At 67.3% G+C, this 14343-nt stretch carries 13 protein-coding genes; 5 read left to right on the forward strand and 8 right to left on the reverse strand.

Annotated elements, in window-relative coordinates:
• Window positions 1-41: 41 nt before the first annotated feature.
• The 6 genes from APZ21_RS11300 to ctaE form a co-directional block, all read right to left on the reverse strand.
• Window positions 42-671, reverse strand: coding sequence for an RloB family protein (locus tag APZ21_RS11300; protein ID WP_338048716.1), 630 nt, complete (start codon window positions 669-671; stop codon window positions 42-44).
• Window positions 672-673: 2 nt separating this feature from the next.
• The gene (locus APZ21_RS11305; RefSeq protein WP_054813236.1) at window positions 674-1969 is read right to left on the reverse strand and encodes an AAA family ATPase; all 1296 of its coding nucleotides are present in this window, start codon (window positions 1967-1969) and stop codon (window positions 674-676) included.
• 187 nt (window positions 1970-2156) lie between these two features.
• Window positions 2157-3773 (reverse strand): cytochrome bc1 complex cytochrome b subunit, encoded by a 1617-nt coding sequence (gene qcrB / locus APZ21_RS11310; protein ID WP_054813237.1) that lies wholly within the window; start codon window positions 3771-3773, stop codon window positions 2157-2159.
• On the reverse strand, window positions 3770-4948 hold the full coding sequence (gene qcrA / locus APZ21_RS11315; RefSeq protein WP_082393019.1) for a cytochrome bc1 complex Rieske iron-sulfur subunit: 1179 nt from the start codon (window positions 4946-4948) through the stop codon (window positions 3770-3772). The genes qcrB and qcrA overlap by 4 nt, the downstream gene beginning before the upstream one ends.
• A 20-nt stretch (window positions 4949-4968) precedes the next feature.
• Window positions 4969-5856: a cytochrome bc1 complex diheme cytochrome c subunit gene (gene qcrC / locus APZ21_RS11320; protein WP_082393014.1), complete on the reverse strand. Its 888-nt coding sequence runs from the start codon at window positions 5854-5856 to the stop codon at window positions 4969-4971.
• Window positions 5857-5917: 61 nt separating this feature from the next.
• Window positions 5918-6529, reverse strand: coding sequence for an aa3-type cytochrome oxidase subunit III (gene ctaE, locus APZ21_RS11325; protein WP_082393015.1), 612 nt, complete (start codon window positions 6527-6529; stop codon window positions 5918-5920).
• A gap of 288 nt (window positions 6530-6817) precedes the next feature.
• Here ctaE and trpD point away from each other — a divergent pair, with 288 nt between their 5' ends.
• Complete coding sequence (gene trpD / locus APZ21_RS11330; protein WP_054813246.1) at window positions 6818-7879, forward strand: anthranilate phosphoribosyltransferase; 1062 nt, start codon at window positions 6818-6820, stop codon at window positions 7877-7879.
• Between the two features lie 192 nt (window positions 7880-8071).
• Window positions 8072-8353: a hypothetical protein gene (locus tag APZ21_RS11335; RefSeq protein ID WP_054813241.1), complete on the forward strand. Its 282-nt coding sequence runs from the start codon at window positions 8072-8074 to the stop codon at window positions 8351-8353.
• A 4-nt stretch (window positions 8354-8357) separates the two neighbouring features.
• Here the strand turns inward: APZ21_RS11335 and APZ21_RS11340 are convergent, their stop codons facing one another.
• Together APZ21_RS11340 and APZ21_RS11345 are read right to left on the reverse strand one after the other, a co-directional pair.
• The gene (locus tag APZ21_RS11340) at window positions 8358-8633 is read right to left on the reverse strand and encodes an Lrp/AsnC family transcriptional regulator (protein ID WP_054813242.1); all 276 of its coding nucleotides are present in this window, start codon (window positions 8631-8633) and stop codon (window positions 8358-8360) included.
• Window positions 8634-8638: 5 nt separating this feature from the next.
• Window positions 8639-10501, reverse strand: a complete 1863-nt coding sequence (locus APZ21_RS11345) for a DEDD exonuclease domain-containing protein (RefSeq protein ID WP_082393016.1) — start codon at window positions 10499-10501, stop codon at window positions 8639-8641.
• Window positions 10502-11119: 618 nt separating this feature from the next.
• On the opposite strand from APZ21_RS11345, the gene APZ21_RS11350 reads away from it, so the two are divergent.
• The 3 genes from APZ21_RS11350 (at window position 11120) to APZ21_RS11360 (ending at window position 13907) form a co-directional block, all read left to right on the forward strand.
• Entirely contained in the window at window positions 11120-11686 is a 567-nt protein-coding gene (locus APZ21_RS11350) for a C40 family peptidase (protein ID WP_054813243.1), read from the forward strand.
• Window positions 11687-11910: 224 nt separating this feature from the next.
• Window positions 11911-12936, forward strand: a complete 1026-nt coding sequence (locus tag APZ21_RS11355) for an NlpC/P60 family protein (protein ID WP_082393017.1) — start codon at window positions 11911-11913, stop codon at window positions 12934-12936.
• 5 nt (window positions 12937-12941) lie between these two features.
• Window positions 12942-13907 (forward strand): hypothetical protein, encoded by a 966-nt coding sequence (locus APZ21_RS11360; protein WP_054813245.1) that lies wholly within the window; start codon window positions 12942-12944, stop codon window positions 13905-13907.
• Window positions 13908-14343: the final 436 nt, after the last annotated feature.

Below are 14343 nucleotides of genomic sequence, written 5' to 3' on the forward strand. Positions count from 1 at the left end.
CCAAATTCGAGGCCATCGAGGCCGCCCGCCGCCGCTGACCCCTACACGACTGTCGAGTCCGGCGGTTCGAGCGCACGCATGAGTCGAAATACGGAGGAGGACGGATTGTCGGCAGGGAACGCGACGCGATTGTCAACATGGCGTCGCGTCAACTGCTCGGCTCGCCGCACCGCGTGCTGCCGTAGCGGCATATAGACCGCTTCCGCGTCGATACGCTTGCCGTCGATGCCGCCGAGCGCTCGGCAGTCCCGCTGCGCGCCTCGGTTGTCGAGAAACGCTGTGTGCGGGCGGTGGTGCAGAATCAGCCAGAGCTCGAAACAAGGGTTCGAAATCGCCAGACCGACACCGTGCTCCTCCGCGAGCTTCACCGCTTCTTCGAGGTTGGGATGATTCTGGGGCCACTCGACGTCGAAGACACACCAGCACTCATCAACCTCCTCGTCGCGCAATCGTTCGACAGCGCATCGAACGAGGTGTACCGGAGCACCGTGCTCCGGGTCGAGCTCGATACGAACGGAGGTCCGCGAACGAACCGTCGGCAATTTCTTCACCGCTTTGAAATAGTCGGGCTCCGTATTCACACCCTCACAGAAGAGAACGATTGTCCGTAGTTCATCGCGTGTAGCGGTCCGTCTCGTCAAGGGACGCCCCCGCCTGTGTCGCACCCCCACGTTCAGCCGATGATTCCGAGCGCGCGAAGCAATTCTGCCCGATCGACATCCGGCAATGCCCCGAATCTGCCGTGCAAGTAGGCGTTCTCCAGATTCTGCGACTTTCGTACCCGTTCCCCGGCGAAATCCGCCAGTGCCCCCAGCCTCGTCGCGCCGGTGGGAAGCTTCTCGGTGAGCCAGACCTCGTCTCGATTCAGATGGTTGAGCAGACTCGTATCGTGGGTCGTGAAGATCAGCTGAGCTCCCAGCGGATTCGTGACGGGATCGCCGAAAAGTCCGAGCAGTTGAGCCGACAGCGTCGGATGCAGACTGGCGTCGATCTCGTCGAGCACCAGCATCGAACCCGACCTGAGCGCTTGGAGCACAGGGCCTATCAGGTTGTACCAATTGCGCGTGCCATTCGACTCTGCGGCGAGATCGAACGGAACTGCCCGGTCGAAGGCGCGATGGACCAACCTCGGCCGCCTGACCACCTGGAATTCTCCGGGACGGACCTCGGTCGAAACTTCCTCGAACACGACATCATCGATACCGAGGTCGGCCAGCTTCAAGAGAGCGAGCGCCTGCCTGCGATCCTTCTTATGTTGAGAGGATCCGCGCGGGTCCACCACCGAATCGAGATCATCCAACGAAAGTTGATCCTCGTCCTCGGTGAATGGAAAGTCGAACCAACTCTCGGTAGGACGCACCGAGAACCCGATCGGACGCCGGTAGAAAGCGCCCGATCGCCACACAGTCAGCGCGCGAAGCGCACGTACGAATTCGGATACAACCGCCTCGTGGAAGCGGTCGGCAGCCGAGAGCGCCAAGGTGACGTCGGTCAGCAGTTGACGTGTGCCGGACAGGTCGCCGAGTCCCCGCTGGAGAACGAGCGACATCCCTTCGCGCTCGAAGATGCGACGACGTTTCTTCTCCGGATAGTGAAAGAGCCCCTCGTAGCGAACTCCCGCACTGGTCAGCTCCAGGGAGTACTCGTACCGAACTCCATGAACGAGTAGCTCGATCGAGAATTCTGTAGCCCGATCGTTACCGCCCTCGAATGCGAAGGTCTCGATCGGGATCTTGTCGGTGCGCCAGCGCACCGAGTTCGTCACCGCGTGCCGGATCCATTGGATCGCAAGCAGCACATTCGACTTACCGGAGGCGTTCGGCCCGTATATTCCGGCCACGGTGAGGAGATGAACGCCCAGTAATTCGGCTGCACGAGCACCCGGTCGGTCGCGATCGACAGCAACCATCGACAGCTCGACCGGGTCGAGTATCGAACGGAAGTTTGCGACTTCGAACCGAATCAACACGGATACACCCTACACGCGTATGTTCCAGAAGATGCCGGTCAGATCCTTGATTTCGTCGAGATCGGTCGAAATCGACCATATTCCAGCACCGAAGCGGCGGACATCGAGAAGCACTGAGGTCAGCTTCGCCCGGAAAACGGCCGAGGCCCCGAGCCGGAATCGACTCGGGGCCTCGGGCGAGGGGCGGTCAGTGGCCGGATTTGCCGTTGCGCGCCTCTTCTTGAGCCTTCGCCAGCACCTTCAGCTGCTTGTGCTCTTCCTCGTGCTCGATACGGAAGTGCTCGTCGGACTCCGCCTTGGGATCCGCGCGCAGGAAGCTGCCGGTACCCGGCCTGCCCGCGGAACCGAGCCTGTTCATCTTCTTGGGCACGTGCGCACCCTGGTACTCCAGCGGGATGGGGTGGCCGTGGTCGTCGACCGGGCCGAGCGGCTGGTGCACCTCGATGTACTCGCCGTGCGGCAGACGCTTGATCACACCGGTCTCGATGCCGTGCTCGAGCACCGCGCGGTCGCTGCGCTGGAGGCCGATGCAGAACCGGTAGGCCAGGAAGTAGGCCAGCGGGGGCACGACCAGCAGGCCGATACGGCCCATCCAGGTCGTGGCGTTCAGCGAGATGTCGAACTTCAGCGCCAGGATGTCGTTGACGCACGACAGGGTGAGCACCACGTAGAACGCGATGGCCATCGCGCCGATCGCGGTGCGCACCGGCACGTCACGCGGCCGTTGCAGCAGATTGTGCGGCGCGTCGTCGCCGGTCAGGCGCTTCTCGATCCACGGGTAGACGATGAGCACGGTGAACACCAGACCCATGATGAGCGCGACCCAGAACACCGCGGGAATCGTGTAGCGGCCCAGGTAGAGCTCCCACGGCGGCATGAGGCGCGCCATGCCGTCGGTCCACATCATGTAGAAGTCGGGCTGCGAACCCGCCGACACCTGCGAGGGGTTGTACGGTCCGAGGTTCCAGATCGGGTTGATCTGGAGTACGCCGCCCATGATGCCGACGATGCCAAGGGTGAAGGCGAAGAACGCGCCCTGGTCCGCGGCGAACACCGGGATGATGCGCGCGCCGACCACGTTGTTCTCGGTGCGGCCCGGCCCGGGGAACTGGGTGTGCTTCTGGTACCAGACCAGCGCCACATGGGCGGCGATCAGGGCCAGGATGATGCCGGGGAACAGCAGCACGTGGGCGATGTAGAGGCGCGGGATGATGATGTCGCCGGGGAAGTCGCCGCCGAACATCAGCCAGTGCATCCACGTGCCGATCACCGGGATCGAGATGGTGATGCCGGAGAACGCGGCGCGCAGGCCGGTACCGGAGAGCAGGTCGTCGGGCAGCGAGTACCCGAAGAAGCCCTCGAACATCGCCAGGATCAGCAGCAGACAGCCGATGACCCAGTTGGCCTCACGCGGCTTGCGGAACGCGCCGGTGAAGAAGATGCGGAACAGGTGCACGATGATCGAGGCCGCGAACAGCAGCGCCGCCCAGTGGTGCACCTGGCGTACGAACAGACCGCCGCGCACCTCGAAGGAGATGTTCAGCGCGGTCTCGTAGGCCCGCGACATGGTGACGCCGCGCAACGGCTGATAAGCGCCGTTGTAGACGACCTCGCTCATCGACGGGTCGAAGAACAGCGTGAGGTACACACCCGACAGCAACAGGATGATGAAGCTGTACAGCGCGATCTCACCGAGCAGGAACGACCAATGGGTCGGGAAGACCTTGTTGATCGACCGCTTCACGAACGCCGCGGCGCGATACCGCTCGTCCATCTCATTTGCTTGTGTTGCCACACGACTCATGATCGACGCTCCCAGTAAGCCGGTCCGAGCGGCTCGATGAAGTCGCCGTTGGCGACCAGGTAGCCCTCGGTGTTGACGGTGATCGGCAGCTGCGGCAGCGCGCGGGCAGCGGGACCGAAGACCGGCTTACCCCATTCTGTCGCAAGGAACTGCGACTGGTGGCAAGGGCACAGGATCTTATTGGTCTGCTGCTCGAACAGCGAGGTCGGGCAACCGAGATGGGTGCAGATCTTCGAATAGGCGAAGTAATCGCCGAAGTTGAAGCTCTCCTGGCCCTTGCGCTTGATCGCCTTCTGCGCGTCCTCGGTGCGCAGGCGGATCAACATGACGGCATTGCGGATACCGCGCAGCGACTGAAGGGTCGCGTGCTCGTCACCGCGCCACTTCTCCTTCCACGGGAACACCGTCTCCATGGAACCCGCGTCCAGGTCCTCGGGGCGCACCAGCACGATGTCCTCGGGGCGACCGGTGTCGCGGCGGATGTAGATGGTCTCGCCGGGGAAGTCCGGGGTCCAGCCCGAGACCCACAGCGGCGACTTGTCGCCCTTGGCCCAGGGGTTCTTGACCATGCCGCCGACGAAGACGAGCAGCGCGCCGATGCCGAGAACGCCGACACCCGCGCCCGCGGTGCGGGTGATCATCTTGCGGCGACCCAGGGTGGAGGTCTCGCCCGCGTCGGCGAGCTGCGCCACGAGGGTGCGGCGCTCGACCTCGTCGGAGGGGCCGTCGTGACGCTCCTGGATGGACAGCTCCGGCGGGATGAACTTCTTGCGGATCAGGACGACCGCGATGCCGATCGCCAACACCGAAACGCCGAAGGCGAGGCCGACCAGCGGGGTGTAGAGCAGGTAGAGGCCGTGCTTGTCCTGCCCCTCGCCCTTGAACTCCCAGGGCCAGAACAGGTAGACGCCGATCAGCGCGGCCGCGGCGAGGGCGGACAGCGCGAACCAGAAGGTGACCTGTCGTTCGGCCCGCTTCTCGGCGCGGGTGCCCGGGATCGGGAACCGCTCGGCGCGATAGGCGACGTCGACGCCGTCGCGGCGGGTGCCGAGTTCGACCAGCTCGTCGCGGGTCATCGCGTCGAGTTCTTCCTCGGTGGGCGCGGCCGGGACGTGCCCGGTGCTCTGCGTCTTCGACAACGTCACGTCGTCGTGGCCCTCATCCGGCCGACCCATCTCGTTCGACTCCTTATCGCTCATGAGCGCGATCCGATCCACATCGCGCCGCCGACCACAGCGGTGATCCCGATGACCCAGATGGCCAGGCCCTCGGTCGCGGGCCCGAAGCCGCCGAGACCGTATCCGCCCGGGGCGCCTTCCTCCTCGGCGTTCTTGATGTAGGCAATGATGTCGCGCTTCTCCTCCGGCGAGAGCTGCCGGTCGGAGAACTTCGGCATGTTCTCGGGGCCGCTGACCATCGCGGTGTAGAGCTGCTGCTCGGTGGCCTCGTTCAGCGGCGGCGCGTATTTGCCGGAGGACAGCGCGCCGCCCTTACCGGTGAAGTTGTGGCAGGACGCGCAGTTCATGCGGAACAGCTCCGAGCCGCGGCCGATGTCGTCGCCGCGCAGCGACTCCTGGGCGATCTCCCCGTTGGCGTCGCGCACGACGGTGGGACCGCCGCCGTTCGCGGCCACGTAGGCCATCAGGGCGTCGGTCTGCTGCGCGTCGAACTTGACCGGCTTGCGGGTGGCCTGCGCCTGGTTTGCGGCCAGCGGCATGCGGCCGGTGGAGACCTGGAAGTAGACGGCGGCCTCGCCGACGCCGATGAGGCTGGGGCCGCGGTCGTTCACGCCCTGGAGGTTCGCGCCGTGGCAGGTGATGCAGGAGGTCTCGTACAACTGCTTGCCCTCGCGGATCAGCGCCGACTGATCCTCGTGAGCGGTGGCGACCTGCGGCTCCGGGGTGAGCGCGGTCGCCAGGAAGCCGGCTCCCACCAGACCGACCAACAGCGCGAGACCGCCGGCGATACGCCGCCGCGTGCGCCGCTGCCTGCGAATCCTGGCGGCCTGGCCGACCTTGCCGTCGGGGCTGGACGCCGCGCTCGGACCGGCGGGCTCTGGCGCTGACGGGGGAGATGAACTCATCTGTGTCCCTTTGGAGTAGACGGAACCGACTTGTGCAAATGCTGTGGGTCTCGGACCGAGATCAGCGGACGAAGTAGATCGTCGCGAACAGAGCGATCCAGACGATGTCGACGAAGTGCCAGTAGTACGAGACGACGATCGCGGCCGTGGCCTGCGCGGGGGTGAACTTGCTGAGCTTGGTGCGGATCAGCAGGAACACGAAGGCGATGAGACCACCGATGACGTGCAGACCGTGGAAGCCGGTGGTGATGTAGAACACCGAACCGTAGGCGCTGCTCGAGATGGAGGTGCCCTCGTGGACCAGGTGGTAGTACTCGTACCCTTGGCCGCTGACGAAGAACGCGCCCATCAGGAAGGTGACGACGTACCAGCGGCGCAGTCCGAACACGTCGCCCTTCTCGGCGGCGAACACGCCCATCTGGCAGGTGAACGACGAGGCGACCAGCACCGCGGTGACCGGCACGGCCAAGCCCAGGTTCAATTCGGTGGGCTCCGGCGGCCAGTTCCCATTGGCCTGCGCGCGCGCGACGAAGTACATGGCGAAGAGGCCGGCGAAGAACATCAGCTCGCTCGACAGCCAGATGATGGTACCGACGCTGACCATGTTGGGCCGGTTCAGCGAGTGCACACGCTGGGTTATGGCCGATCCTGGGGTCCCTACTGCGGTCGTCACCGGGTAAGTATGACTCGTCGTAGTACGACAGCAGTAGTCGGGTGTGGAACTTCTCGCTCCGTGTCGGAAATCGCACGGGAGCATGGAGTCTCGCCGCGCGACCGCCCCGCGGGCATTTGCCCAGTTCGGGAGGGATGGGCGCGACGCGACGATGTGTGCGGACCGGGTCGGCGCGCCCACTATGACAGCCACGGATGAGGAGAACCTGAGACGCCGGAAATGGCATGCCGACTAGGCTGCTTCGCGACACACTGGTGCGCGAATCGGCGGTGACGGGAGAATGTGAAGATGACCGTGCGTAGTTGGCCCCGGGTGCTCGGAACGCTCGCCGACGGCGGCGACCTGGCCGCCGACGACACGACGTGGGTGATCGACGAGATATTCACCGACAACGCCACCCAGGCCCAGATCGCGGCCTTCGGGGTCGCCATGAAGATCAAGGGCCCAACGCCCGCGGAACTGTCCGGCATGGCCAGGGGCATGCTCGGTCACGCGCGCCTGGTCTCCATCGACGGCGACGCGGTCGACATCGTCGGCACCGGCGGCGACCGCTCCGGTTCGGTGAACATCTCCACCATGTCCTCGATCGTGGTCGCCGCGGCGGGCGTCCCGGTGGTCAAGCACGGCAATCGGGCGGCCTCCTCCAAGAGCGGCGGCGCCGACGTGCTCGAGGCGCTCGGGGTCAAACTCGCGCTCGGTCCCGAATCGGTGGCCCGGTCGGTGCGGGAAGTCGGAATCGGCTTCTGCTTCGCGCCGCTGTTCCATCCCGCGCTGCGCTTCGCCGGTCCGGCGCGCAAGGAGATCGGCATACCCACCGTCTTCAATGTCCTCGGGCCGCTCACCAATCCGGCGCAACCGCGCGCGGGCTTGATCGGCTGCGCCTTCTCGGACCTGTTGCCGGTCGTCGCAGGCGTTTTCGCCGACCGCGGCGCGAGCGCCCTCGTGGTCCGCGGCAACGACGGACTCGACGAGATCACCACCTCCGACACCACCGCCACGTGGGTGGTCTCCGGTGGCCGGTCGCGTGAGACCGTCATCGATCCGACCGTCCTCGGTATCGCGCGGGTCGAGTTGGACGCCTTGCGCGGAGGGGACGCGGAAGTGAACGCGGGAGTCGCCCGAAATGTGCTGGCAGGATCGGCGGGTCCGGTACGGGACGCGGTGCTGGTGAATTCCGCGGCGGCACTGGTCGCCTACGGCCTGTCCAAGGGTGAACTGGATTTCGACGTCGACATCCACGCGGCACTGGCCGCGGGAATCGAGCGCGCGGCGGCGGCGATCGACAGCGGCAAGGCTGCCGCGCTGCTGGAGAGCTGGGCGAAACTGACCCAAACCCTCGGCGAGGACTGACCGGGTCGGGCGAGCAGGGCAGATTCTCCGCTCAAAACCGACCGGTCTTGTCTAGCAGTGGTTCGCCGCGCCAGGCACAATCCTCGATGGACCCGGCCCGCACCGCTGGAGTTGCGGAGCACCGGTCCCGGATACGGCCCGCACCGACCTGATGGGCCGCGATCGACACACGGACCACGAGGAGTGACAACCATGATGCGCGCGGCTTTCGGTGCGCTGGCGGTGACGGGCCTGATCCTCACCGCTCCCCCGGCATTCGCCGCACTCGGCAGCGTGGTCGTCAACGGTTCGGTCCACCGCGATCCCGACGGCTGCTTCGACGTCGGTGGCAGTCCGGCCCAGTTGGCGGTGGAGAACCACACCGACACCACGATCATGATCTTCGCCTGGCCCGGCTGCCGCGGCGAGATGACCGTCGTTCTCACGCCGACGCAGAGCGCGACGGTCTCGGGTTCCTCCGTCCAGATCGGCTAGCGCCTCACTCGCCCAGGGAGAATCCGGCCTCCACATCGGCGCGCGAATAGGACTTGAACGCGATGTGGGTGACGGTGCGCAGCACGCCCGGCGTCTTGTCGATCCGCCCGGTCACCACCTCGGCGATCTGCTCGTGATCGCGCACCCGCACGATCGCGATCAAATCCACATCTCCCGCGCACGAATACACCTCGGTGACTCCGTCGGTATCGGCCACCGCCTGCGCGGTTTCGGGAATTCGGCCGTTGTCGGCCTGGATCAGCACGATCGCGTTAATCATGGCGCTCAGCCTAGGCTGCGCGGCGGCACAGCGGTCGGACGCGCCGCCGGATCGCGACCGGGTCCCGCGGTGGCCGCCACGTAGTCCTCACCCGCGTGCGTGGCTCGGGCGGCGGCCACCGCGACCTCCACCCACCCGAGCCTGCGCGCCGCGCCGTTGAGCGGTTCGCGATAGCCCTCGGTGGTCCGCACGATACGCACGCCCGGGCGCGCCAGCCAGCGGCTCACCAGTCCGATCTCCTCCGGTGGCGCACCGCGCAACGGCGGTCCCGCGGCCGGGAGGTCGTCCCACTCGGCGTCGATCGGCGCGAGCGGTTCGGAACCGCCATCGGGAATGACGGTCTCGGCCGCGGCGACGAGCTGTTCGACCACCGGCATGGGCGGCGTCCCCCGACGCGCGACGCCCGCCGCGGCGAGTCGACCGTGACGGATGACGGCGAACTCCCATCCACCCGCGCCGTCGGGTCCCGCGGCGATCAATTCGGCGATGCGCGCGAGCGCGGCGAGTCGCTGGGTGCGCGACAGCACCTTGACCACCGCGGCAGTCCGGTCGCGCAGGCGGGCCGCGGCCTCGAAATGTTCGGCCCGCGAACAGGTGTCGATCCGCTCGAACATCCGCCGCAGGATGTCGTCGTGGCGGCCCGCGAACAGCGCGCGCACCGCGGCGGGCGCGGCGGCGTAATCGGCGGCGTCGCGCGGGATTCCGTACGGTGTCGCCGCCGGGCAGCCGCCCACCGCGGCCTGCGGGCAGTCGTGTACCGCGCGCCGCCCCAACCGGGTGGTGCAGGTGCGCAGGCCAGCGAACTCGGCGATGGTGGCAGCGAGTTCGGTGGCGTCCTGACGGGAGTGGAAGGGGCCGAGCGCATCCGAGATCGGGGTGCGCACCACCGCGAATCGCGGGAAGGGTTCGTCGGTGAGGGTGAGCCACCAGACCCGCTTGGGAAATTTGGAGCGCCGATTGTAGGGCGGCGCGTGCGCGACGAGCAGCCGCAACTCCCGCACTCCCGCCTCCAGTCCGTGCGCGCAGACCACGTGGTCCACCCGGGTCGCCAGCGACACCATCTCCTTGATCCGGCCACGGGTCTCCGAACCGGTGAAGTAGGTGCGCACGCGGCGGCGCAGGTTCACGGCGGTTCCTATGTAGAGGACCTCGTCGGCGGGACCGCGGAACAGATAGACACCGGGCACGGACGGCAGATCGGTCGCCAGTACCCGTTTGGCCCGCGTGCGCGGGGTCACCCCCGGCAGATAGTCCAGTAATTCGGTGAGGCTGTGCACGCCCTGATTGCCGACCCGCGCGATGAGCGCGTGCAGAACGTCGACGGTGGCCTTGGCGTCCTCGAAGGCACGGTGGGTGGGTTCGGTGCCCGCGCCGAGCACCCGGGCCAGTACACCCAGGCGCACCGACGGCGCCTCGTCCCGGCTCAGCACCCGGCGGGCCAGTTTGACGGTGCACAGCACGGTGAAGGCGGGCCAGGGCGTGTCCAGGCGCGCGGCCGCCGCGCGCAGGAAGGCGGTGTCGAAGCGCGCGTTGTGCGCGACGAGGACCGAGCCCGCGGCGAATTCGAGGAATCCGGGCAACACCGCCTCGATGCGCGGCGCGGCGGCCACCATCGCGGTCGTGATCCCGGTGACGTGCACGACCGCGGGCGGTATGGGCACTCCCGGATCGACCAGCGTCGCGAATTCACCCAGCACCTCGCCGCCGCGCACCTTGACCGCGCCGATCTCGGTGATGGCGTCCCGGTCGGGGCTCGTGCCGGTGGTCTCCAGGTCGACCACCACGAAGGTCACGTCGTAGAGCGGGGTATCCAGCTCGTCGAAGGCCAACTGGCGGGTGGACGCCGGGCGCGCTGCGGGGTCGGGCACGGCGTGCAGCGTAGAGCCGGGGTATGACAGCCGGGTATGACACGGACGAGCGGTGGCGACCGAGAGATGGGCGCGCTCGGGCGCACGCGGAATGCCGGGATCACACCGCGAGGATTTCGTTTCGATGCCCGCCGACCGATCGACTACACGTGAATGTGGCGCACCACACATTCATGTGCGATACGCATTGAATACCGCGCTGCCCGGACGGCCCAAGATCACGAACCAGACCAATCGGCACCATCTTGGACATTTCTGGACAAGCGTCCAATTTCGGCACGGTAGTACCAGCCGGTTCCACGGCCCGAACTGGCGCAACGGCGGCCGCCCACGGCTCGGCGCTCGCGCGACGCACCCGACAACCCGGGCGGGGCCAACCGGCGCGCCTCGCGAAAAACCGTCTTCGTTATCGTTTCGTGATTGCTGTGAGAAATATCCCACGCGATTACATCCGCATTTGCCGAAAAACGGCATTCCGCGCAGCGACGTCTTTACAAACCACCGTGATGTGTTCGTAACCTTTTCGAGACCTCACGGAGTCTCGCCGCGATCGTGGCGGGCCACTGTCAGCCGCGCCACCGGGTGCGGCGTCGTGGGGCAGATTGGAAGTACCGCATCATGGCGTCCATCACCGTCAAGCGACAGGCGCGGCGTGCCGTCGCCGCTGGAGCCGTCGGCGCTGCCACCATCGGCGCGATGCTCCTGCCCGCCACCGCGTCGGCGCAGCCGGTCACCATCCCGGGCGTGGGAACCTTCGAGGTCCCCGACGAGATCCGTATTCCGCCCGGCATTCCCGGCCTGGAGGCCCCGAGCGCGCCCCTGCCGTTCGTCGCGCCCAAGAAGAGCCTCGGCGAGGTCGCCCTGGACGCGGCCATGAGCAAGCTCGGCGCGCCCTACGTCTACGGCGCCGCGGGCCCCGACGCCTTCGACTGCTCCGGCCTGGTCCAGTGGGCCTACCGGGAGGCCGGTATGGACCTACCGCGCACCAGTGGCGCCCAGCTGTCGGCGGGTACACCCGTATCCCTGGACGCCCTACAACCCGGCGACCTGGTGTCGTTCTACGGCGGCGGCCACTCCGGTCTCTACGCGGGTGACGGCAATGTCGTCCACGCGTCCACCTCGGGCACTCCCGTGCGGATCGCGCCCATCTCCTCGATGCCGTTCGCGGGCGCCCGGCACTTCTGATCCGACGGCGCCGGACGCACCGCGGCCCGGCGCCACGCCCGGCCGAAGTAACCGATGAGCGCTCTGCTGGACACGGTCCGGGCCGTTCCGTAACCTAACCGAGACCTTTCCGGTCACGGGATCACAGAGCGCCTATTCGGTCCCCGCCCGGAATCATCGTCGCTCGACAGAACGGGGCAGCGCAGGCCGTGGCAGCACACCGAAGACATTCGAGTAGACGTCTGGTGGGAGGCGTACTTGCGGCCGGAGTGCTCATCGCGATTCCCTACGGCGCGGGCCCGTCGACGGCCGATCCGGTGGCCATGCCCTCCAGCGCGAGCGAGGCCGTGCAGCGCATGATCGACCTGTCGCGTCAGTCCGAACAGCTCAACCAGCAGGCGCTCGAGGCCCAGTCCGATCTGGACGCCAAACTCTCCGCGCAGCACGATGCCGAGACGGTGCTCGCGTCCAAGACCGCGGCCGTCGACGCGGCCCGCCAAGAGGTGCGCAAGTTCCAGCCGGTCATCGACCGCACCGCCATCGCCGCCTACCAGGGCGCGCGCACGAACAAGATGTTCGCGGTGCTGGTCAGCGATTCCCCGCAGCAACTACTGGATCAGATGTCCACACTGGGCGTGGTGGAATCCCAGACCACCGAGCAGCTCAAACACTTCAAGAAGGCCAGCGACGCCGCCCAGACCGCGGAGACCGCCGCGCGCGCGGCCGCCGACGCCGCGCGCGGTGCCGCCGACAAGGCCGAGGAAGTGCGCTCCGATCTCGAACACAAGCGCAGCGAATTGGGCGGCGCCATCGCCGCGGTCGTCGAGGCGTGGGGCGCGCTGTCCACGCGGGACAAGTCGGCGCTGGCCGGATCTCCCTTCCCGCCCGGATTCGACCGCGACACCCTGCTCCAGGGCCTGGTGCCCGGCAGCGGAACCAGCGCGCTGGCCGCGGGGCTGACCAGGGTGGGCGATCCATACGTGTGGGGGGCGACCGGCCCGCACCAGTTCGACTGTTCCGGGCTGGTGCAGTGGGCGTTCAAGCAGGTCGGCAAGGATGTGCCGCGTACGAGCTCGCAGCAGGCGAACTACGGTATCCCCGTGCCCAAGGACCAGATGCAGCCCGGTGACGTGATCTTCTTCTATTCGGATATCTCGCACGTCGGCATCTACGCGGGCAACGGACTCATGTTGCACGCCTCGACCTTCGGCGTGCCCGTGGCCGTCGCCCCCATCAATACGACCCCCTTCCATTCCGCGCGGCGATACTGAGCCCCATGCGCGGGCGCGCTCGGTTCGCCGTGGCCTTCACCGCGGTCGTCGCATTGACAGGCGTCTGCGGCGCGCTGCTGCTCCTGCCGAAGCTCGCCCAGCCGCGGACCACGTCGGCCCAGCCCGGCGTCGCCGCGTCACTAGGCGAAGTCACCGCCGACGACCCGAGGCTGGATCCCGTCCGCCGCACGATGGAACCCTTCGGCGAGATCGTCGCCGAACGCTTCCCCGCCGCAGGCAACGACCGCGACGCGCTGGTGGTCGGACACGCCGACCAACGCTCCGAAATGGCCGTCCTCGGCGCCGAACTGGCTCCCGCCACCGCCGCCATCACCGACCTGCTCGGTGGCGGCCACGTTCCGACGGCCCTGATAGTCGTGGCGGCCAACTCCTCCGAATTCGCGGCCCTGGTCCGCTCCACCAGCATCCTGCCCGGCGCGGTGGCCGCGGTGACGGTCACCGACCCCTTCGCCCGCGGCACCGAACCCACCCAGCGAGTGGTGTTCAGCCCCGAAGCGGGCCGCCGCCTCTCGTCCGCGGAACTGCGCACCCTCCTGCGCCACGAACTCACCCACGTGGCCACCCGCGCGATCACCGCGGACGGCGCACCCCCCTGGATGCTCGAAGGATTCGCCGAATACGCCGCCCACCGGGGCCAAGACCACCCCTTCGCCGAAATCGCCCCCACCGTAGCCGCCCGCCTACGATCCGGCGCCGTGCCCACCGAACTCCCCACCCCCGCCGACCTCACCGGCCCCCACGCCGCCGAAGCCTACGAGGCGGCATGGACGGCATGCGCCTTCACGGCCGAGAAGTTCGGAGAACAAGCACTGGTAACCCTCTACCGTCACCTGGCCGCGACCCCCGCCGACAACCAGGCCGAAGACCGAGTCCTGAGGGAAACCCTGAAGGTGGACCGCCAAACCTTCATAACCCAATGGCAAACCTGGCTGTCCACCCACACCCCCTGACGCACCCCACCCCCGCCGCTCCCTCTCCAGGAACCGGCACCATTTCTCACCCACCCCCGAACCCGGCACCACACCAATCTCACCCCCGGATCCATCCCTCGAACCACCACCACACCCCAGACAACCCACACCCCAACCACCCAAACCCCACACCACCCCGTGCACCCACCAGGCACCTCCCGCTCCCAACCCACCCCCACGGAGCGAGTCCTACAAAGCGACCGTTCGCGAGACCCAAGGGCCGCGAACCCCACCATGCCGAAGGCACGGCCAGAGATACGGACACTGCACGCCCACGCAACCACCACGGAGCGAGTCATACGAGCGACCGTTCGCGGCCGTCTCGCGCCCGAGTGGCCGAGACGATGCGACGAAGGAGCAAGTATCGACCACTCGGACGCGAGACATAAGGGGCCGCGAACCCCGCCGTGCCGAA

Source organism: Nocardia arizonensis (genome assembly GCF_001310275.1).
In the GTDB taxonomy this organism is placed as follows: domain Bacteria; phylum Actinomycetota; class Actinomycetes; order Mycobacteriales; family Mycobacteriaceae; genus Nocardia; species Nocardia arizonensis.